We start from the raw sequence: 23,035 nt of genomic DNA, 5'->3' as shown, positions 1-23,035 counted from the left end.
CCCCTTGTCTCCCACTTAGTTATTGTTAATAGTATCATCTGTAATAGGTAGGGAAATTATAAACTCTGTTCCCTCTCCTAAAACGGAATTAACTGCAATTTTACCCCCATGTTTTTCTTCGACAATTTGACGGGCGATCGCTAGTCCTAAGCCTGTACCTTTGCCGACTTCTTTGGTGGTAAATAAATAATCAAATATTTGGGATTTGATATCTTCACTCATGCCTTGACCATTATCAGCAATGGAGATTTGAACATGATTATTTTCAATGGCAGTTTTAACAATAATTTTGTAAGGATTTATTTTAATTTCTTCAAAAGTACGCCCAATGCTTGACTCATCTAAAGCATCGATCGCATTGGCAATGATATTCATAAATACCTGATTGAGTTGCCCAGGAAAACACGGGATTGGTTGTAAATTATCGTAATCTGTCACCACGATAATTTCTGGACGTTTTTCATTGGCTTTGAGGCGATGTTTGAGAATTAAAATTGTACTATCAATGCCTTCATTAATATTAAATAGCACTTTATAATTTTGATCTGCACGGGAGAAAGTTCTTAAACTAGTGCTAATACTTTTTAATCTCCCACAAGCCACCACCATTGCATCAAGGATTTTTGGCAAGTCTTCTAGACTATACTCTAAGTCAATTTCTGTGGCATGAGTGAGAATTTCATCTTCAGGATTGGGGAGGGCTTTCTGATAGAGTTGGAGGTGTGTGGTGATATCCGTAAACATCGGTTTAGTTTGTTCGAGACTAGCCGAAATAAAACCGAGAGGATTGTTCATTTCATGAGCCACACCTGCAACTAAATTACCCAGTGCAGACATTTTTTCTTGTTGCACCATTTGTAGTTGAGTTTGTTTGAGTTCGTTAAGAGCTTGTTGGAGTTCCAGTGATTTTTGCTCAATTGCAGCTTCAGCTTGTTTGCGATCGCTAATATCTCGAATAATGGTAGACAGATATTCAACTTCATCGGCAGCATTTTTATGAGCAATCACAACCTGAGAAACTGGAATTTCCTTACCATTTATGTCTAAGATGGCTGACTCACCACTCCAAGTTCCCTGACGGATAGCGGTTGGTACGGCGACGCTCTGCATATATTGCATTGCTTGAGGTGGTGTCAGGCTAGAAATATGTAATTTTGCGTTACTATCTTTCAATTGCCAAACTCTCTGCCCAGCAGGATTAATGTAAATATTATTGCCATTTGCATCAGTAATACCAACAATATCTGGGGTAGCATTCACAATTGCTAGTAGTTGTTGTTGCTCTTGTTCTGCACGTTTGCGATCGCTAATATCAATCACAATCCCATCCCATACCATCTCACCATCTTCGCTAATTTCTGGTCGAGAAACAGCTTTTACCCATTTGACATTTCCATTAGGTGTAATAATCCGCCATTCGTGTCGAAAGGTAGTGAGATTTTGTCCTGACTCCATAGTGGCGCGAAACAACTCAGCTTGATCATCAGGATGTTCAAAATCACGCAGACTATATTTTCCTGACATTAAATCTTCAGCCGTCACTTCGTAAAGAGTTTGGCATCCAGAACTCACATAAGATATTGAAGATGAACCATCGGCTTGAATCCGAATTTGATAAATTAATCCGGGAATATTATCTGCCAGTTTCTGAAAGCGGTTTTCACTCAAGCGTAATTTTTCCAGCGATTCTTCTAACTGGTGGGCATAAATTTGCGAATCTTCATAAAGTCGAGCATTTTCTAGAGAAATCGCGGCTTGGGTACAAAGAAAATTGAGAATCAAGACGCGATCGCTAGTAAACACATTACTGGTTGAGCGATTCTTTAAATACAAAATTCCAATTAAATTACCTTGATTGAGAATCGGTAAGCACAACAGACTTTTTGGTTGTCGTTGAAGTAAATATTCATCAATTACAGGTAGATCAGTTTGCAGTTCATTAACTACCACAATTTCTTGGGTATTTTTCACATATTGAATAAATTTGACAGGTAAATTGGGATTGTTCTCTAAAGGTTCACAAAAAAGTTCGGTGTTATCTAGTGTCGCAATTGCTCTTACCTGCCATTCGCCTTGACTATCAGGCAAAATTAAAGCGCAGCGATCGCCCCCAGAATGTTGCAAAATAATCTGAGTCAGTTTTTGCAACAGTTCATCAAGTTGAATTGTGCCGGAAATAGCTTGAGAAGCTTTGAGAATCGCCCCAAAATCCAACGCTACATTGATGTTGCTACTAGAAGAACGAGTTTGTTCTTTGGAACTATGAATCGAAATTTGAGGATTAACTTGTGTGGAGAGAGTTTCCAGCACATTCAGCGATTGTACTTTCTGCTGGAGAATAGGTTGCAGTAATTGAGGGTAGCAATTTTCTAAATCCTGGGTTTTGGCTTGGCTACCCCAACGAGCGTAACAGTAGTATGCCTCCTGCATATAACCTGCGGCTACTTTCTCTTTGCCCCAGTTCAAGTAAAATTTAGCCGCCAGTTCATTGCTGAGTGCTTCTTCTTGTAAATAACCGTGGGTTTTTGCGGCTGCAATAGCTAAATCATAATGTGCCATTGCATCATAATTTTGACCCAAAACCCGCAATTTTTCTGCTGCTACAAGTTGCCAGCGATGTTGATGATTAAAGGGGGCTAAATTTGCCCAGTTTTGGAGTTTTTCTTGATGACTATTGACTTGCTCAATAATTCTTGATTGTTGTTCAGTGTCTGCCGTTTCATACTGCATTAAATGAATTAAAGCATCATAGAAAAACCAAACAACGATTGTTAAACTGCCACTACTAGCATCACTATATTGTTCTGCTAAAGCTGTTTGTTGTAGAGCTAGTTCATCTTTTCCAAACAAGTAACAGAGAAATGCTTGATACATATAAACATAGAATAAACCCAATCGGTCACTCAAAACTTGCAAACTGGGTAAAACTTGGCTGACATCAAACACTGTGCCTTGTAAAAAATAGGGAACTTCTCCATTCCCCAACAAGTTGAGAATTGTTTGTTGACAACACTCATAATATTTTAACTGTGCCTCTTGCTTGATCTGACTGATTACTTGGCGATAAAGCTGCATTTCTTCTGCCAACTCAGTTAATTCTCTACCACTCCAATAGCAGTAATTTGCGTATACTAATAAGTTCAACGCTACACATTCCCAGTCTCCTGTTTCTAAACCAATCTGATAACCTGCCAACAAAGATGGCATAATATTTTGCAGAGGTTCTTTCCAGTGGTGAATAAAACTGTTAGTAATAAAGTAAGCTCTACTTTTAAAAGCAGTAATCTGATATTGTTCTAATAACTTTAATGAAAGTTGTCCAAATTCATAGCCAGCATGAATATCTTCCATAAGACCACAGAGAATTAATCCGTAGTCTGCATAGGAAAAAATGGCAATAGATGAATTACCAAACTGGATAGACATCTGCACTTGTTTGAAGGTGATGAGTGGTAATAGTGCAGGTTTAGCAGCGTAAACAGAAGACACCAGTTTAGTCATGATTTGCATCGCTGCTAGTTGATAGGGATCGTTCATTACAGGCAAATCCAGCAAACTTAAGGGTGTGCGTTCTTGCCATAATTGCCTTGTATATTCGGCTGCTGCACTAATATCTGCCATAGTTGGCTGTTCGGGAAATTCCACACCCAGTAATTTCAACACCTGTAATGCAGTCTCTACCACTTCAGCAAATTTGCTTTGAGAACGCAATGCTATCATGCGGGTTTCATGGACTTTAATAGTGTCGAGCAAAGAAGTCGCAGATTGCAATATAATGTCACCCCAGACTGCCAACTTATCAAAGTCGGTACTTAGACAAGCAGCTTCGAGACGCTGGTGATGCAGATTTAGAGTTAGTTCGTAGTTTGTTATCCAAGTATCAGCAGGGAGTAAATCAATTCCTAGGTTAAAGTAATTGATGGCTGCATTATAGGCGATCGCACTTTTAGCTTTGCATCCCGCCATGAAATTTAGTTGGGCTAACTTTAGTTTTTCATCAGGCTGGGTAATTAAATCAATGCCTTTATTCAGGTGATTGATAATTTCAAATATATGTTTATCTAGTTGAGTTTCTGGTGTATTGGCGTACAGTAATTTACCAATTGCCAAATGTGTGGATTGTCGTTGATCGGCTGCAATTAGTTTATAGGCGGCTTGTTGAATGCGATCGTGCAGAAAGCGATAAGTCAAATTCACAGAATTATCATCAATACTTTTCTGGGAATCAGTTTGTGCTTCATTCTCTGTCTGAAATAATTTGTAAGTTTGGCTAGTGGGTAGAATCAAGCCTTCTTGTAAAGCTTTCCATAGTGCTGTTGCCACATTAGTAACAGATTGCTGAGAAACTATTGCTAAGGTTCTTAAGTCAAAAGAGTTACCAATACAAGCAGCCAACTGTAAAATATTTTGTGTTTCTTGAGGTAATTTCTGCAATTGTTGAGCGACAAATTCCACTACATCATCAGTTAGAGATAGCGCCTGAATTTGTATAATATCGCATTCCCAATAACCTTCCTGATGGTTAAATGTAATTTCCCCATCTTCATATAATTTCTTGAGAAACTGGGTAATAAAAAAGGGATTACCTCTGGTTTTGCGCTCAATTAATTCTGTAAGGGGTTGCGATTGCTCTGTAGGACAACGTAAAGTATCAGCTATTAACCGATTTACATTTTGAGCAGCTAGAGGATTAAGGGTAATAGTATTAACGGTCTTACCAGCTTTCTTTAGTTCCTCCACCATCAACATTAACGGGTGCGCTGGTGACACTTCATTATCTCGATAAGCACCCAACAACAGCAGATAGTTTTCATCCTCCATTAACAGTTTAATTAATTGCAAAGAAGCCAAATCTGCCCACTGTAAATCATCCAAAAACATTACTAAAGGATGCTCTGATGTAGTGAAGATAGCAATAAATTTTTGAAACAAGACATTAAACCGATTTTGTGCCTCAGTTACTGATAGTTCTGGTGCTGGTGGTTGTTTACCAATCAATCGTTCTAGTTCAGGAATTACCTCAACTAAAACTTGCCCATTTTCCCCGACAATCTCTAAAATTCGGCTCTGCCACTTCACCAATTTGGCATCTGATTCTGATAATAATTGCCCCATCAAATCGCGCAAAGCCTGAACAAAGGCAGAGAAAGGTATATTCCGGTTAAATTGGTCAAATTTACCTTTGATAAAGTAACCTTTTTGACGGGTAATTGGCTTGTGAATTTCGTTAATTACAGCCGTTTTGCCAATTCCAGAAAATCCCGCCACCAACATCATTTCTGATGTGCCACTAGCCACCCGTTCAAATGCTTGTAATAAGGTGCTGACTTCTGCTTCTCTACCATATAATTTTTCGGGGATGAGGAAGCGATCGTACACATCCCGCTCACCAATTTTAAAATATCTAATTTTGCCTGTATCTTGCAGTTGTGTTAAACAAAGTTCTAAATCATACTTTAATCCCAAAGCACTTTGATATCTATCCTCGGCATTTTTCGCCATTAATTTCAGCACAATCTCTGTCAGTACTAGAGGAATTTCTGCCCTGTATTCTATTCCTGTTGGCATTTTTGCTAAATGACAATGTACCAACTCCATTGGATCATCGCTATTAAATGGCAATTCTCCTGTTAATAGTTCATAAAATGTCACACCCAGCGAGTAATAATCACTGCGGTAATCTATTCCTCGGTTCATTCTCCCTGTTTGTTCAGGAGAGATATAAGCTAAAGTTCCTTCTAAAATATTAGGATTTTTAATTTCTGAAGTTTCTTTTGGTAAGAGGGAAGCAATACTAAAATCAATTAATTGAACTTGTTTGGTTTGGGGATGAATTAAAATATTGGCTGGTTTGATGTCTTTATGAATCACGCGATTTTGATGTAATTCATAGAGACTGACACTTAATTGAATACCAATCCTCAAAAATTCTGTTAGAGAGAGGGTATTGCTTTGAATATAGTCCCGTAAAGATATTTCTCCGGTATCTGCCATCACGAGAATATAACCGTTGTTATATGTTTCTAAAGATAATGGCTGAATAATACCAGTAATGTTGAGATTTTTGCTAATGGTGTATTGATTGCGAAGTTTGAGTAATTCTTGAAAGGTAGGATATTCTGAGGTTAATAGCTTGATGACAACTGGCAGTTGATCTAATTCGCGGATAGCCCGATATACAATTGTTCTGGAGCCTGCGTACAGCTGCAAGCCAATTTTATATCCGGGAATGATGGGGGCTTTAAATGTCGCCATCTAAACGTACCTCATAGCACAAGTTGGTTTTTGCTTTTGATCAACAAGCAGTGCAGAACTTGTCTGGACTTTGTTAGTATTCCCACCAACTAGATATTGATTAACGGTACGCACAGAGATGATTTACATACAAAAGATAGTTTCAAAAGTCCAGGTTTGGGTTAAGGGGTCTAGGTGAACAAAAACCCTTACACCCCTAAACCCTTAAACCCTCATCCCAATTGAAAACATTAACCAGGAGGCCAAGCCATTGCTCTGCCGCCTAGAATATGCAAATGTAAATGGAAGACAGTTTGACCAGCATCAGCATCGGTATTGATGACAACGCGATAACCATTGGTTAAACCAGCTTCGGCGGCTACACGCTTGGCTGTTAATAATAGATGTCCTAACAAAGCTGCATCTTCAGTTTCGGCCTCAGCTAATTTCGCTATGGGTTTTTTGGGAATTACGAGGATATGAACTGGCGCTTGGGGATTAACATCTGTAAATGCTAAAGCTAAATCATCCTCATAAACGATATTGGCCGGAATTTCCCGCCGAATAATCTTACTAAAAATTGTGTCTTGATTGGTCATTGGTGATTGCGTGATTTGTCATTTGCCAATTGTTAATGATAAGACGGACGCATGACTAATGACTAAGGATTAAGATAATGCTTGCTAGAGTCTGGAGTGCATCAATTGTTGGCATCGATGCTGTAAAAGTAGGAGTAGAAGTTGATGTCTCAGGCGGACTGCCAAGTATTATTGTTTTAGGCTTGCCAGATAGCGCGGTGCAGGAATCGAAAGAAAGGGTGAAGGCGACTTTAAAAAATGCTGGTTTTGCCTTTCCCATGCGGAAAATTGTGATTAATCTGACTCCCGCAGATTTACGTAAGGAAGGCCCTTGTTTTGATTTACCGATTAGTGTGGGAATTTTAGCGGCTTCTGAGCAAATGAATGCTGATTTATTGGGAGATTATTTATTTTTGGGTGAGGTTTCCCTGGACGGGAGTTTGCGCCCTGTGGCTGGGGTTTTACCTATTGCTGCGACTGCCCAAAAAATGGGAATTGCCGGTTTAGTTGTGCCTGCTGATAATGCCCAAGAGGCGGCTGTAGTAGAAGGATTAGCTGTTTATGGTTGTAAAAGTATATCGGAGGTGGTGGATTTATTAAATAATCCTGGACGTTATCAACCTGTGCAGATCAATAATGTGGCAGATATGGTACAAGTACCTTATACGATCGCTGATCTGCACGATGTTAAAGGGCAAGCTCATGGACGACGGGCTTTAGAAATTGCGGCGGCTGGCGGGCATAACCTTATATTTGTCGGCCCCCCAGGTAGTGGTAAAACAATGTTAGCCAGACGCTTGTCAGGAATTTTGCCACCGTTAGAATTTTCGGAAGCCTTGGAAGTTACCCGGATTCACTCTGTCGCTGGCTTATTGAAAAATCGTGGTTCTTTAGTGCGAGATCGGCCTTTTCGCAGTCCCCACCATTCCGCTTCCGGCCCTTCTTTGGTGGGTGGTGGAAGTTTTCCCCGTCCTGGGGAAATCTCTTTATCTCACAGAGGGATTCTTTTTTTGGATGAACTCACCGAGTTTAAACGGGATGTTTTAGAATTTTTGCGTCAGCCTTTAGAAGATGGTTTTGTGACTATTTCCCGCACAAGACAATCTGTTGTTTTTCCCGCACAATTTACTTTAGTGGCGAGTACCAATCCTTGTCCTTGCGGTTACTACGGCGACACGATTCAACAGTGTACCTGTTCGCCCAGGCAACGAGAACAATATTGGGCGAAACTTTCTGGGCCGTTGATGGATAGAATTGATTTGCAAGTAGCAGTGAATCGCTTAAAACCAGAGGAAATTACCCAACAACCCACAGGAGAATCATCAAAGTCTGTCAGGGAAAGAGTACAACAAGCACGCGATCGCAGTATTAACCGCTTTCAAACCGAAACAAGTCTGCGGTGTAATGCTCAAATGCAAAGCCGACATCTGCAACAATGGTGTAAGTTAGATGATGCCAGTCGTTCTTTATTAGAAGCTGCCATCAATAAATTAGGTTTATCCGCTAGGGCAAGCGATCGCATTCTCAAAGTTGCCCGCACCATCGCAGATTTAGCCGGAGATGATGATTTACAAGCCCATCATGTCGCCGAAGCCATTCAATATCGCACCATCGATAGAATGCTGTAAGAAGGCAGGGGGACAAAGGCAGGAGGCAGGAGGGGAGGGAATTGCCATTTATAGCGGTAGCCAGAGATGTTAGGACAATTTCAAAGCTTGAATGCTAAGAATAGTAAGACTCTTCATTCTGCCTCCTGCCCCCTGCCTCCTGCCTTTTTTTATGTCTTCAGGAAGCTGCACAAACCTCTTGAGGAAGATGTCACAATTTCACAAATCATTATCAAATATATCAAGGGAGAAAGCGATATCCTCCAGCAAGGAGACTAGGTAAATGAATTTTTCAGCAATTGTGGGGCTGTTTCAAGAAACTTTTCAGGAATGGAGTGAAGATAAAGCTTCACGGTTAGCAGCAGCATTAGCTTATTACACAATTTTTTCCATCGCACCGTTGCTGATTATTGTAATTGCGATCGCTGGTGCAGTGTTTGGTGAAGATGCTGCCAGAGGTGAAATTGTCCGGCAAATTCAAGGTTTAGTCGGGCCAGATGGAGCCGAGTTTATCGAAATTGCCATCAGAAATGCTAGTCAACCAAAAACAGGTGCGATCGCATCAGTTATTAGTATTTTACTTTTACTTTTAGGTGCAACAGGTTTATTTACAGAATTACAAGATGCCCTGAATACAATTTGGGAAGTTAAACCGAAACCTGGACGTGGCGTAAAAAATGTTGTGCGTCAGCGTGCTTTATCTTTTGCCATGATTTTAGGTGTTGGTTTTTTACTCCTCGTCACACTTGTAATTAGTACAGTTTTAACAGCAATAGTTGGTTATTTTAGTAGTTTACTTCCTGGTGTAGATTTTATTTGGCAATTCCTTAACTTTATACTGTCTTTTGTGATTACTACACTCCTATTTGGACTCATTTTCAAAGTTTTACCTGATGTCAAAATTACTTGGAATGATGTTTTGATAGGCGCTGTGATTACATCTTTATTATTTTCTTTAGGCAGATATTTATTAGGGCAATATCTCGGTAATAGTAGTTTTGGTTCTACTTATGGTGCTGCTGGTTCTTTAGTAGTTATTCTTGCCTGGGTTTATTATGCTGCTCAAATTCTATTTTTTGGCGCAGAATTTACCCAAGTTTATGCTAGAAGATACGGCAGTGGGATTCGCCCCACACGTCATGCCATCCCCATGAATCAGAATGGTCAATCTAAGCGAATGAATAGCGATCGCAAATAAGTTATTTTCACAAAAGCAAAGACATTAATATGGATAAATGGTTATATATTGATTGGCAAGCAATTTTCGTTCCTAGTATTAGTATTTTAGAATTATTTATTCGGGGTTCTCTAGTTTACCTAGCGTTATTTGCTGTTTTACGCTTTCTTCCGAGTCGGCAAATGGGAACTCTAGGAATCACCGATTTATTAGTAGTGGTCTTATTTGCCGAAGCAGCCCAAAATGCAATGGCAAGTCACTACACATCAATTACCGAAGGTGGTATTTTAGTAGGCACAGTAATTTTTTGGAGTTATTTTCTTAACTGGTTGGGCTATAAATTGCCCAAGTTCCAGCGTTTTCTCAATCCTCCACCTCTACTGTTGGTGAAAAATGGACAAATGATTTCCCGACATTTAGACAAAGCCTTGATTACAGAAGATGAGTTGATGAGTAAATTACGTCAGCAAGGTGTAGAATTTTTAACTGAGGTGAAGTTTGCTTATATGGAATCTGATGGTGGTATTAGTATTATCACATCAGCCACTAACGATTAACAGCAAAGGAGATAATCACAACAATGCAAATTCAGCAATTATTTAATAACCGAGTGGGTGTAATTGCAACAATGCACCACAAAGAAAAAGTAATTGCTCCCTTAATAGAACAAGAATTAAATCTTAAAACGATTGTGCCATCTAATTTTAACACTGATGATTTTGGCACATTTACTAGAGAAATTAAACGCCCTGGAACTCAAATCGCAGCCGCTAAGTTAAAAGCAGAAACAGCCTTAAAATTAACAGGTGAAACTATAGCGATCGCCAGTGAAGGTAGTTTTGTCCCTCATCCAATGGTACCTTATATTTATTCTAACCGCGAAGTCGTACTTTTATTAGATAAAGAAAACGAAATAGAAATTATTGGGGAAGAATTTTCTATAGAAACTAACTTTAATCATCAAACAGTTGCAAGTCTCCAAGAAGCAGAAAATTTTGCTCAAAAAATTGGTTTTCCTGAACATGGTCTGGTCGTCTCTTGGGAAGATAAGGCGAATAATTGCCGCGAAATATTTAAAGGTATTATTACAGCAGCAAAACTCCAAGAAACCATCACAATCGCCCTCAATAATTCTGTTAATGGTCAGGTGAATTTAGAAACAGATATGCGGGCGCTGTATAACCCAACCCGAATGAACAATATTGAAAAAGCAACATTAAATTTACTAACCAAAATTAAAAGCCTATGTCCCCAATGTTCAGCACCCGGTTTTGCTATAACCGAAAAAATCGCCGGACTTCCATGTGAAATGTGTTCTATGCCCACTAGTTTGACACTTTCTGTAATTTATCAATGCCAAAAATGTGGGTTTAAACAAGAAAAATCATTTCCTCATGGTAAAGAATTTGCAGACCCAGCCCAATGTATGTACTGTAATCCTTAATAATCTATGGAGTAGGAAGTAGAAAAGAGTATGATTTAGTAACTTTATAACCTGTAACCTATCACCTGTAACCTCTAACCTCCTATAAAAAAAATCTCTCGTTACCAAAAAGCAACGAGAAGATTAAAAGTTGTAGTTCGTCAGGTGATCGGAATAGTATCTTATTTAGTACTTATTTTAGGTATATTTATTCCTCCATTAGATAGAGAAATAATCTAGCTGATTGCTAATGTATGTATATACTGACACTGCTAGGAATTGCATACTTTTGGATTAAATAAGCCCCAGTGCTATAAAACAGCAAAAGGGCAGACGGTATGGTGTGAGGAGCAAACTGTTTGTTTACTTAGATATTAAATTAGCAACGAGATGTGACAGTGTTATCACATTGATGTGAAAATTATGCGATCGCCTATAATTCTAGCTACGACTAAAAAACATTGCCGCCAAGATAATTAATCCCAAAAGCGCCAAGGGAACCCAAAGATTAGGCACATCAGACCAACTCATACAGCAGCCTCTCATATACGGAAAACCCACAATGACATTACAAGAAACAGTCATTTGGCTACAAGAACGTACCACTTTAGGAATTCTCTCATCGGCGGCGTTGAATGCGATCGCCCAAGTTTTAGAATTGCAAACGATACCTCAAGGTAGTTACTTAGTCAACGCAGGTACTCCGCCAGCCGCACTCTACATCCTCAAAGATGGGCAAATTGAAAGCGATACCAGTAATAAAAATAACTTTGCTTGTGGCTTTCTACCAGGGGCAGTTATTAACCTGCGACAACTACTATTAGATGAATTAACACCATCGACAATTATTTCCCTCACAGAATGCCATGTCTGGGTAATTCCTGCGGCTGAGTTTCGTGCTTTAGCCAGCCAATATCCCGAAATTACCCAAGCATTATCTCGCTCTTTAGCCCAAGAATTAGCCCAAGTTACATCAGCTTTAACTTACGCACAAGAACGTTCTGTGGCTTTACGTCCTTATTTAGTCACAAAAGCCCAACGGGGTATTGTGGGGACGAGTCGCTATGCAGTCCGGTTGCGGGAACAAATACGAGAAGCCGCATCTGACCGCAAGTCCACAGAAATCTTTGGCGAACCAGGGTTAGAAAAAGATAATATTGCCGCTTTGATTCACTACGGTTCGCCTCAACGCCGCGAACCCATGATTAAAATTAATTGTGGCATTCTCCAAACAAGTGGTGTCGATTTATTCGGCAGGGCTGGCGGTAGACCAGGGCTTTTAGAATGGCTGGGGGAAGGCACTTTAGTACTCAATAATATTCAAGAACTGCCCCCAGAATTATTACCCGCAATGGTGCAATTCATCAAAACAGGTACTTACACCCCAGTAAGTCGTGATGGTGAAATAGCAACTGCACCCCGCACCAGTGCAGCGCGAATTTTGATTGTTTCGGAAAAAACTGAATCTAAAATCGAACGTTGTGTTGGTCGTGTCATTAAAGTCCCGCCATTGCGGGTGCGGAAGGCTGATATTAAAGCCCAGGTAGAATATTACACTAGCCTGTATGTGCGATCGCGTGGACTGGCGAAACCGCATATTACCCCAGAAGCTTTACGCCGCTTGCAGTCCTATGATTTTCCTGGCAATCTCAAGGAATTGAAAAATTTAGTAGAACGGGCAATTGTTCAAGCCGGAGAAAGACAGGAATTAACCGAAGAAATTTTTTGGTCAGCCCAAACCAAGAAAAAAGAATTTCGCGTCAACTTATTAAATACTTATTCTGGGTTGCGAAAATTTCTCCGCAGTGACTGGTGGCCTGACAAAATCAACTATGGCTTTACGGTGATTGCTTTTCCGATCATTATTATGATCTTATTTTTGGGGCCGCAAACCCGCGATCGCAATTTTGCTTTAAATTTATTTTGGGCTTGGTGGTGGCCTTTCTTTTTACTAATTTTTCCCTTTCTTGGTCGCGTCTGGTGTGCCGTTTGCCCCTTCATGATTTACGGCGAAATTACTCAAAAATTATCTCTGTGGTTATTCCCTCGCCAACTCAAACGCTGGCCGCGAGAAACTGCCGAAAAATGGGGTGGATGGTTTTTATTTGGCTTATTTACCTTAATCTTCCTGTGGGAAGAACTCTGGCATTTAGAAAATACAGCTTACCTATCTGCCTGTTTGCTGTTATTAATTACAGCCGGGGCAATGATTTTCTCCGCCATATTTGAACGGCGGTTTTGGTGTCGCTATCTCTGTCCTATTGGTGGGATGAATGGTTTATTTGCCAAACTTTCCATGACAGAACTACGCGCACAACAAGGCATTTGTTCAGCAACCTGTACTACTTATCAATGTTACAAAGGCGGGCCGCAAAAAGGCGAAGGGATGGAAACCAATGGCTGTCCTTTATATTCCCATCCCGCCCAGCTAGAAGATAACCGAGATTGTGTTTTGTGTATGACTTGTTTAAAAGCCTGTCCCCATCGTTCTGTTGAGTTTAACTTACGTCCCCCTGGAATTGAATTGTGGACGACTCATGCACCACGCCAGTATGAAGTGGCATTATTGTTTTTACTTTTGGGTGGTGTATATCTGCATCGTTTACCAGAATTGCAATCATGGTTGGGACTGCATCTAGATTTAAATCAATTTTGGCAGCATTTAGGTTTATCGTTATTTGCTTTAATTTTCCCTGTGGCTGTGGCTGGGGCTGCTTATTTTGTCATACAACTATTCAATTTTCAACGCAAGCCGAAATCATTCAAGGAACTTGCATACGGCTACTTACCCTTGGTGTTGGGAGGCAACTTAGCCCACTATCTGCACTTGGGTTTGGCAGAAGGTGGAAAAATTTTACCTGTAACCTTAGCAACTTTTGGGTTAAATAGCGAACATTTGCCTGTAATGATAGCACATCCAGCAGTTATCAGCTTTTTGCAAGGTTTTACTTTAATTATTTCTACCTTGTTAACCATAGTACTCACCCAAAAAATAGCACGCCAACCACTGCGATCGCTCTTATGGCAACATCTCGCAACTATTGGATTTGCAGCTAGTATGTGGGTGTTAATCGTCTTGTAACTGGATTTACTTTATACATTCAACACGTAAATTTTACAATCCTCTTGTGAATTCAAAGATTGGGTAAATTTTGTAAGGGAAGTTCATTACTAGTGCAATTTTTGTTTATATTATCACTCAGTATGAAAGTAGCCAAATTTTAAGATACCCTGATTAACTTCAAATCTTTATGGTGTCACTACCAACTTTTCCTTCTCACACAGGCGGTTACACTGTGGATGCGTTAGCTTTTACTGATAAATATTCAGCCGCTAATGTTGTCTCACAGCCTTTACACCAATCAACCTCCAGCCTGACAAAAAGATTCATTGACATTTTAGGGGCTATTGTGGGACTCATCATTACAGCGATGTTGACAATTCCCATAGCAATTATTACCAAAATTACTAATCCCGGCCCGATATTTTATTCGCAAATTCGCTGTGGAATTAATGGTAAACCTTTCCGTATCTGGAAATTTCGGTCGATGGTAGTAAATGCTGAACAAATTAAGCATCTAGTAAAAAATCAAGCCCAAGGCCACATTTTTAAAGCTGTTGACGACCCTCGTATTACTCCCGTTGGTAAATTCTTGCGTCGTACCAGCTTAGATGAATTTCCCCAGTTTTGGAATGTGCTGAAGGGCGAAATGAGTTTAGTTGGCACACGTCCCCCTACACCCGATGAAGTCATCCACTATGCACCCCACCACTGGGAAAGGTTACGGGTTAAGCCAGGAATGACAGGAGAATGGCAAGTTAATGGTCGTTCTACTATTAAAGATTTTGAAACTATCGTCAAAATGGATGTTGATTATCAGCGCAAGTGGTCGATAGTTTATGACTTGATGTTGATATTTAAAACCATCTGGGTGGTATTGAGTAAAAGTGGCGCTTGTTAGGCAAATTAACCTTTCACACCACTACCAGTTTCAGTTGGGACAATGTAGCGTTGTAAAAATATAAATAATATTAGTACTGGGGCGATGGAAATTATCGAACCAGCAGCTACCAAGCGCCAGTCCAAAGAAAAAGTACCAGCTAATTTTGCTACTCCCAAAGGGAGGGTGTAGAGTTTTTCGTCTTGAATGACAATTAACGGCCAAAGAAAATCACTCCAAGACCCAATAAATACGAAAATTGCCAGTGTAACTAATGCTGGACTAACTGCTGGCAACATAATATGCCACCACAAACCTAACTCAGAACTACCATCCATCCGCGCCGCTTCTTCGATTTCTTTCGGCACACCCATAAAAGCTTGTCGCAGTAAAAAAATGCCAAAAGCCGAAGCCAAACTCGGAAAAATCATCCCCCAATAAGTATTTACTAAGCCTAATTGGACTGTCAAAATATACAGGGGAATCATCACAATCTGAAAGGGAATCATGATTGTCGAGACGATCGCAATAAATATCCAGTCTCGCCCCGGAAATGATAATCTGGCTAAAGGGTAAGCGGCTAAAGAACAAAATAGTAAATTCAACCCAACAGTCAGTGCAGAAACCAACGTACTGTTGTATAAATATTGGGCAAATGGTAAAGATTGCCACACCTTAGCAAAGTTACCCAGCGTCGGTTGACTGGGAAGTAACTGTGGTGGCGATTGTAAAATATTTTCTGTTGGTGATTTTAACGCAGTGCTAATTAACCAGAGTAAGGGAAATAGCGTGATAAGTGCGATCGCTCCTAATAAACTATAGGTAATCAAAATTTGCCAGCGCGAGTTTTTTAGTTGTAGCTTCATAAAATTTTCCTTACCTCTTGATAATTTAGGCTATTTAAGCCCCTCTCCGCGTCGGAGAGGGGTTGGGGAGAGAAGTGTATTTTAAGGATAAATAAGGAATTTAGTTTCTGTCGCAATCGCCTGTAACGGTTTATCCCAAGTTTCTACAGGTAGTTGCGGCAAGTAAGCAAAATCAAATACTATACCTACAGTTGGTTTATTTGCCCATTCAGGAGAACTGAGTAAGCGGTCATAATATCCGCCGCCATAGCCCAAGCGATATCCGCGAGAATCGCAAGCTACACTAGGCACAAGAATTAAATCGACTTCACTAGAATTGATGGTTGGTGCATCGAGATGAGGTTCGCTAATACCATAGCTGTTAATTTGCAGCGAGTCTCCAGGTTGCCAAACATGCCAAGATAGAGAATTACCAACGCAGCGCGGAAATCCCCATTGATATTGAGTATTTGCAAATAAGGGACTTAAATCAGGTTCTTGACGAAAGCTAAAATAAGCGAGTATTGTCTTTGCTTTATCATGGTGAATCAAAGTTTGTAATGTTGTACAGATGCGATCGCTTTTTTCTCTCCATTCTGCAATAGACATCAATTGCCGTTTTTTCAGCAGTGTACGACGTAACTTAACTTTATCTAATTGAATATCAACTTCATACATAGAAAGTTCTTTTAACAAATAAATACTGCTGCCACATTACAAAGTTTCAATACTTGTAAAAACAGAATGAAACTTTCTAAAACAAATTGATTAATGTGCTTGTTGGCGTTCACGCTTTTTCCTAGCTTTAGCTCCTGCGCCCTCAATAGCTTCTTTAATGGCAGCTTCTTTTTCATTAACTGAGGTATATGTAGCAAGGTATTCAACAACTTCTATGTAACCATTTCTTGCAGCATAGGAAATGGGTTTATTTTCATAAGAGTCGATAACATTTGTGTTTGCTCCAGCTTTTACTAGTAACTCTACAGCTTTCAAATGACCACGACTCGCAGCTTCAAATAAAGGAGTCCAACCATCTTCATGAACGAAATTAACATTAGCTCCTGCATTAATCAAAATAGATATGATTTCAGGACTTCCATTAGCGGCTGCTAAATGTAAAGGGGAAGATACACTAATAGAGTTAGCACTTACTCCACTACTCACTAGAAGAGAAACAACAGTTATTTTATTCAGGTGAGCCGCTAATTCTAATGGAGTCATACCCCACTTGTCATCATTCGATTCGAGAGCCATACCTGAGTTCACTATTAGTTTAATCTGTTGAATATCATCGGATTCTATCAATTGATGCAGCGTAAGATACTTTCGTTCTGGAAATTTGGACAACTGGGATTTCCTCTCACATAAATTATGAAATAAAATACCCGACTTTTCAAAAAAGTCGGGTATCTGAACTTCTGCATTACAAAGCCTATAAATATCCTATGCAGCGTTTTGACGATACCAATCAATGGTATTTTTCAGCCCTTCCCTAAAGCCTACTTGTGCAGTAAAGCCAAAGGCTTGCTTGGCGCGTTCTGTATCTAAACATCTGCGGGGTTGACCATTGGGTTTGTCGGTTTCCCAAACAATTTCGCCGTCAAACTCCATCAATTCGCAAATCAAGGTAATCAAATCACGAATGGAAATCTCATAACCAGTACCTAAGTTAACTGGTTCTGATTCATGGTAGTGCTGAGTCCCCATGACAATTCCCCGTGCTGCATCTTCAGAATACAGAAACTCGCGGGTAGGACTACCATCACCCCAAACAGGGAGTTGTTTATCTCCCTTGATTTGGGCTTCGTGGACTTTGCGAATTAAAGCGGGAATTACGTGAGAACTTCTGGGGTCAAAGTTATCTTCTGGCCCATATAAGTTTACAGGTAAAAGATAAATCCCATTGAAACCGTATTGTTGGCGGTAAGATTGCAACTGAACCAATAACGCCTTCTTCGCCACACCGTAGGGTGCGTTAGTTTCTTCGGGGTAGCCATTCCAAATGTCATCTTCTTTAAATGGCACTGGTGTAAATTTAGGGTAGGCACAAATTGTACCTACACAAACGAATTTTTCTACGCCAGCTTGGTAGGCAGCATGAATTAGCTGGGTTCCCATAATTAAGTTGTCGTAGAATAATTCTGCGGGCTTTTCGCGGTTGAGACCAATCCCACCAACGTGAGCCGCTAGGTGGATAATGATATCTTGTTGGTCAACTGCACGTTGACAGTTTTCCCAAACACGGATGTCACATTCACGCGATCGCGGTATTGTTATTTTTGCCTCATCAGCCCCAGCCTTACACAGCTGATCTATTACCTGACGACCGAGGAATCCCGCCCCACCTGTGACGAGAATCCTTTTGTTTTTCAGTTCTAAGGCGGTCATATTTTTATTATCCTCTGCGGTGTAAATCAGAAGTGGAGAGCGCCCAATTCTTGCCGAATAGTAGCAATATCTACAGGTACTTTTGAACCATTGCCATTAGGTGAAGTCTGACCCAAGGCTTGTAAATCTGCTTCCACCATGAGAGCGACTAATCCTTCAAAGGTAACAGAAGGTTCCCAACCTAACTTTTGTTTTGCCTTTGTAGGATCACCAATTAATAAGTCTACCTCTGCGGGGCGTAGGTAGCGATCGTCAAACTCTACGTAATCTTGCCAATTCAAATTGACATAACCAAAAGCTAACTCTAAAAATTCTCTGACTGAGTGAGTTTCCCCAGTCGCAATTACATAATCATCTGGTTGCTCTTGTTGCAACATCAACCACATAGCCCGCACATAATCTTTTGCGTAACCCCAATCTCGTTTCGCATCAAGATTACCCATATACAAGTTTTTCTGCTTACCAGCTACAATTCTCGCTACTGCTCTGGTAATTTTGCGGGTAACAAATGTTTCACCACGTCGGGGTGATTCGTGGTTAAACAAAATCCCGTTACAAGCAAACAAGTTATAAGATTCGCGGTAGTTTACTGTTTGCCAGTGTGCGTAAACTTTTGCACAAGCATAAGGACTCCGGGGATAAAATGGTGTGGTTTCGCTTTGTGGTACGGCTTGGACTAAACCATACATTTCGGAAGAACCAGCTTGATAGAAACGTACTTCTGTACCAGTGCGTCGCTGATAATCTCGAATCGCTTCTAATAGACGCAGAGTACCCATACCCACTGCATCAACGGTATACTCTGGTGAATCAAAGCTCACCCGAACATGAGATTGTGCGCCTAGATTATATATTTCGGTTGGCTGAACTTCTTCTAAAATTCGCCGCAGCGTTGTACCATCTGTCAAGTCACCGTAGTGAAGTAATAACCGCACGCCCTCTTTGTGGGGATCTTCGTAGATGTGATCAATGCGGTCTGTGTTGAAGGTCGAAGTCCGACGAATAATTCCATGAACTTCATAACCTTGCTCTAACAAAAATTCACTCAGATATGAACCATCTTGACCGGTAATACCAGTGATCAACGCTCGCTTAGTTTGCACCATGCTCAATTATCCCTTGTTATTTTTGATCTATAGAGTTTCAGTCCAACTGATACAACCTAGCAGCAAATGGCTAAATTGCCTAATGGGAAACTTACGGGTCTTAATTGATAGCAGAATTTTGCCGTAAACAAATATACTTAATTAAGAATTCCTTAACAAGTCGAACTTGAGTAGGTTAACTCAATGAATGGATGGAATTTCTGAGATGTTGCGTAATTTTTACAAAAACTTTATATAATCTTGACTTTTGTTAAGTAGAAATTAATTAAAAATTTAGAGAGATTTCTTTATTAGGTATCAATAAAAATATTAAAGCCAAAGACTGAATCAATGGTTAACTAGGGGCAGTAAATTCCCTGTAATAATTCAGTAGTCAGGATTCAGAAGTCAGAATTTAAAAGCGATTCAGTATACTTAGTGGAGAATAATTTGACTGAATTTTTCCATATTCTGACCCCTGAATTCTGATAATACACCCACGACTAATGTTAATTTTGAATCAATAAGCTCCGTTATTTTTAGGCATAATCACCACATTAATCGTTTTCAGTATTATCCACAAGTCAAGCCAGAAATTTCTAAATTTGACGTAGTGTAGGTCTATTTGCACTCTTCTGGGGTAAGGTATATCATTACGCCCAGAAACTTGCCATAATCCTGTAATTCCTGGTCGAATTGTTAATACTTGTCCTATATGATGACCGTATTTTGGTAATTCTTCAGCTACCAGGGGGCGCGGCCCAACAACGCTCATATCTCCTTTTAAAACATTCCAAAACTGAGGAAATTCGTCCAAGCTGGTAATGCGGAGAAATTTACCGATTGTGGTAATTCTTGGGTCATGTTTCAGCTTAAAACTACTTTCAAATTCATGCCGCAATTCGGGTGATGTTTCCATCATTTGCACAAGTATTTCGTCGGCATTGCTCACCATTGTGCGGAATTTAATACAATTGAAGCGCCTGTAGTTTTTACCTACCCGTTCTTGGACGTAAAAAATGGGGCCTTCTGAGCTGCAAGCAATCAGCAAGGCCAAAATTAAGTAAAGGGGAAAAAACAAAATCAGTACTGAGAGCGAAAACCCGATGTCGAATAGTCGCTTAACAAACTCTCCGTTTAAAGCCTGAGCAGACAGCGCCTGGGGTTTTACCCTAGGTGTCTTGGTTTTTTTGCTACGTTTTAAGAAAGTACGCCTAGACGAGCTAGCGTCTTGCCGTAGGCTTCGCTTGCCGGAGAGGAGTGAGCTCTGGGCAGTCATCATACTCCTTAATAATCCACACCACACATAGTCCCAATCTTAAAGCCAAAATGAGGTGCTTCTGGAGGGAAGTTCCAAAAGCATACACAATTTCAGTACACAAATTTCAACCATTACGCTAAGTATGGTCTGGTTTTGTGGCACTGGTTGATGAAATCTAGATAACGCTGTGCAAAAATTTGCGGTGAAAACTGTTTGCTGTGCGATCGCAAATACTCAGGATTGATGACATTGCGATACACTTCAAATTGTTCTACTGCTGCTGTTAAGGCCGCTACTGTTTGCTCTGGAAAAAAGATCCCAGTTCCTTGCTCTTTGTGCGATCGCACATCCTGGACTGTTTCTAATGCACCTCCAGCCCCATAAGCAATTACTGGTGTACCACAAGCTTGTGCTTCTACTAAGGCGATGCCAAAATCCTCACAAGCGGCATAGACAAATGCTCTGGCTTGCGCCATGTATTTTTTGACTACATCATCAGGCTGCCACCCCAGTATTTTGATATTGGGTTTGGCTATTTGGCGAATTTTTTCCATTTCTGAACCTGTACCAATTATGACCAATGGTAACTGCAATTTATTGAAAGCTTGGACAATTAAAGATACTTGCTTATAGCTAACTAAACGGGAAACAGTCAAGTAAAAATTTTCTTTTTGGAGAAAAAGCGGAAATGCCTCCACATTTACAGGTGGATAAATAACTTTGGCCTCTCGTCGATAACAACGCCAAATTCGTCTAGCTGTATGCTGGGAATTGGCAATAAAGTAATCAACACGATTGGCACTTAAGACATCCCACTGGCGTAGCTGATGTAGTAGATACTTGGTTAGCCACCCTGGTAAACCACTGCCAAGTTTACTTTGCCGCAGATAATCAAAAGTCAAATCCCAAGCATAACGCATAGGACTGTGACAGTAGCAGATATGCAACTGATCAGGGGTAGTTAAAACTCCTTTTGCTACAGCATGAGAAGAAGACAAAATTACGTCATATTGCCGCAAATCCAGTTGTTCAATCGCTAAGGGCAACAAAGGCAAGTATTTTTGCACTCCGTTACGCGCTAAGGGAAAATGCTGAAGAAACGTTGTACCAATTTGGCGTTTGTACAAGTAACTTTCAGGATTGCTGGATTCAAAGTCAATCAACGCATATAAATCGGCATTAACATGATTCAGAATTTCTTGTACGACTAATTCTGAACCACCGGTGGCTTTGGGTGTTAACCACTCATGAACCAGAGCATATTTCAAGGGCACAGTTAACTTGAGTAGATGGAAAATATAGTCAGACAAATTGTGAGGAAGCGCCCCAGATTTAACCCCAGACGGAATTCTGCCGCAAGTGGTTCCAGAGGGATACAGCAACCTGATAACCTCTAAGGGGGAGTAGGGAGTGGGGAGTTAGGGACTAGGGGCTAGGGGCTAGGGATTTATATCAAAGATATTTAAGTAATCTGATATATCTAATCCTCTAGCCTCTAACCCCTAACCTCTAGCTTCTAGCCTCTAACCCCTAGCCTCTCATTACATATAAAAGGGGAATTGATGCGAATTTTAATTATGGGTGGCACTAGGTTCATTGGTGTTTACCTAACTGAAATACTTTTAAAGCAAGGGCATGAGGTGGTACTGTTCAATCGTGGCAACCGTCCGGTACCATCCAAAGTAGGACAGATTATAGGCGATCGCACGGATGCAGCCCAACTGAAAGAAAAGTTGTCACAAGAGAATTTTGACATCATTTTCGACAATAATGGTCGAGAATTAAGTGATACTCAGCCATTGGCAGAAATTTTCCAAGGACGAGTGCAGCAGTTTGTTTACATGAGTTCGGCAGGGGTTTATCTGAAATCTGACCAATTACCCCATGTGGAAGGCGATGCTATTGACCCCAAGAGTCGCCATAAGGGTAAATACGAAACGGAAGCTTACTTGGCAGAAAAAGGCTTACCCTTTACTTCGATTCGCCCAACGTACATCTACGGGCCGAGTAATTACAACGATTTAGAAAGCTGGTTTTTTGATAGAATTGTGCGCGATCGCCCAATACCAATTCCGGGTAATGGTTTACATATTACCCAGTTTGGTCATGTAAAAGATTTGGCAACGGCGATGTCTTTGGTGATTGGCAATCAAAAAGCGATTGGGCAGATTTATAATATTTCAGGCGATCGCTTTGTGACTTTTAATGGTTTAGCCCGTGCTTGTGCTGTAGCTGCTGGTAAATCACCTGATGCAATTAAAATAGTTCACTACGACCCGAAAAAGTTTGATTTTGGCAAGCGTAAAGCTTTCCCGATGCGCCTTCAACATTTCTTCGCATCAGTACAAAAAGCCCAAACAGAATTAAATTGGCAACCAGAATATGATTTAATTTCTGGGTTAACAGATTCTTTGAAAAATGATTATCTAGCCAATGGACGGGATCAGAAGGAAATAGATTTCTCTGTGGATGAAGAAATTTTACAAGCCGTATAAA

16 protein-coding genes are annotated in these 23,035 nt (G+C 40.3%); 7 read left to right on the top strand and 9 right to left on the bottom strand.

The genetic code is table 11. The features are described from left to right. Positions 1–15: 15 nt before the first annotated feature. Positions 16–6,255 carry a trifunctional serine/threonine-protein kinase/ATP-binding protein/sensor histidine kinase gene (locus H6G75_RS09270; protein ID WP_190979654.1) on the bottom strand — a complete coding sequence of 2,080 codons (6,240 nt, stop codon included), beginning with the start codon at positions 6,253–6,255 and terminating at the stop codon, positions 16–18. Positions 6,256–6,485: 230 nt separating this feature from the next. Then, positions 6,486–6,833 (bottom strand): histidine triad nucleotide-binding protein, encoded by a 348-nt coding sequence (locus H6G75_RS09265; RefSeq protein WP_190979653.1) that lies wholly within the window; start codon positions 6,831–6,833, stop codon positions 6,486–6,488. A 77-nt stretch (positions 6,834–6,910) separates the two neighbouring features. Between H6G75_RS09265 and H6G75_RS09260 the strand changes: the two genes are divergently transcribed. The 6 genes from H6G75_RS09260 (at position 6,911) to H6G75_RS09235 (ending at position 14,981) form a co-directional block, all read left to right on the top strand. Then, positions 6,911–8,440, top strand: a complete 1,530-nt coding sequence (locus H6G75_RS09260) for a YifB family Mg chelatase-like AAA ATPase (protein WP_190979652.1) — start codon at positions 6,911–6,913, stop codon at positions 8,438–8,440. A 262-nt stretch (positions 8,441–8,702) separates the two neighbouring features. Next, complete coding sequence (locus H6G75_RS09255; protein ID WP_190979651.1) at positions 8,703–9,617, top strand: YihY/virulence factor BrkB family protein; 915 nt, start codon at positions 8,703–8,705, stop codon at positions 9,615–9,617. Between the two features lie 29 nt (positions 9,618–9,646). Continuing rightward, positions 9,647–10,153, top strand: coding sequence for a DUF421 domain-containing protein (locus H6G75_RS09250; RefSeq protein ID WP_190979650.1), 507 nt, complete (start codon positions 9,647–9,649; stop codon positions 10,151–10,153). A gap of 23 nt (positions 10,154–10,176) precedes the next feature. Beyond that, positions 10,177–11,040: a DUF6671 family protein gene (locus H6G75_RS09245; protein WP_190979649.1), complete on the top strand. Its 864-nt coding sequence runs from the start codon at positions 10,177–10,179 to the stop codon at positions 11,038–11,040. Between the two features lie 541 nt (positions 11,041–11,581). Beyond that, positions 11,582–14,101, top strand: a complete 2,520-nt coding sequence (locus H6G75_RS09240; protein ID WP_190979648.1) for a cyclic nucleotide-binding domain-containing protein — start codon at positions 11,582–11,584, stop codon at positions 14,099–14,101. Positions 14,102–14,270: 169 nt separating this feature from the next. Then, complete coding sequence (locus tag H6G75_RS09235) at positions 14,271–14,981, top strand: sugar transferase (RefSeq protein ID WP_190979647.1); 711 nt, start codon at positions 14,271–14,273, stop codon at positions 14,979–14,981. A 5-nt stretch (positions 14,982–14,986) separates the two neighbouring features. Here H6G75_RS09235 and H6G75_RS09230 read toward each other — a convergent pair whose 3' ends face one another. The 7 genes from H6G75_RS09230 to H6G75_RS09200 form a co-directional block, all read right to left on the bottom strand. After that, a complete protein-coding gene (locus H6G75_RS09230) occupies positions 14,987–15,826 on the bottom strand; it encodes a carbohydrate ABC transporter permease (protein ID WP_190979646.1) in 840 nt (279 codons plus the stop codon). A gap of 81 nt (positions 15,827–15,907) precedes the next feature. After that, positions 15,908–16,483 (bottom strand): 5-formyltetrahydrofolate cyclo-ligase, encoded by a 576-nt coding sequence (locus H6G75_RS09225; protein WP_190979645.1) that lies wholly within the window; start codon positions 16,481–16,483, stop codon positions 15,908–15,910. Positions 16,484–16,573: 90 nt separating this feature from the next. Beyond that, complete coding sequence (locus tag H6G75_RS09220; protein WP_190979644.1) at positions 16,574–17,152, bottom strand: ankyrin repeat domain-containing protein; 579 nt, start codon at positions 17,150–17,152, stop codon at positions 16,574–16,576. Positions 17,153–17,248: 96 nt separating this feature from the next. Further along, positions 17,249–18,193 (bottom strand): GDP-L-fucose synthase, encoded by a 945-nt coding sequence (locus H6G75_RS09215; RefSeq protein WP_190979643.1) that lies wholly within the window; start codon positions 18,191–18,193, stop codon positions 17,249–17,251. A 26-nt stretch (positions 18,194–18,219) separates the two neighbouring features. Then, the gene (gmd, locus tag H6G75_RS09210; protein WP_190979642.1) at positions 18,220–19,299 is read right to left on the bottom strand and encodes a GDP-mannose 4,6-dehydratase; all 1,080 of its coding nucleotides are present in this window, start codon (positions 19,297–19,299) and stop codon (positions 18,220–18,222) included. A gap of 499 nt (positions 19,300–19,798) precedes the next feature. After that, complete coding sequence (locus tag H6G75_RS09205; protein ID WP_190979685.1) at positions 19,799–20,557, bottom strand: sugar transferase; 759 nt, start codon at positions 20,555–20,557, stop codon at positions 19,799–19,801. Positions 20,558–20,670: 113 nt separating this feature from the next. Then, positions 20,671–21,813, bottom strand: coding sequence for a glycosyltransferase (locus H6G75_RS09200; RefSeq protein WP_190979641.1), 1,143 nt, complete (start codon positions 21,811–21,813; stop codon positions 20,671–20,673). Between the two features lie 288 nt (positions 21,814–22,101). Between H6G75_RS09200 and H6G75_RS09195 the strand changes: the two genes are divergently transcribed. Then, positions 22,102–23,034 (top strand): NAD-dependent epimerase/dehydratase family protein, encoded by a 933-nt coding sequence (locus H6G75_RS09195; protein ID WP_190979640.1) that lies wholly within the window; start codon positions 22,102–22,104, stop codon positions 23,032–23,034. Position 23,035: the final 1 nt, after the last annotated feature.

Origin of the sequence: Nostoc sp. FACHB-280 (genome assembly GCF_014697615.1) — a bacterium.
Lineage (GTDB): Bacteria > Cyanobacteriota > Cyanobacteriia > Cyanobacteriales > Nostocaceae > Nostoc_B.
This window is presented reverse-complemented; position numbering and strand designations above follow the sequence as displayed.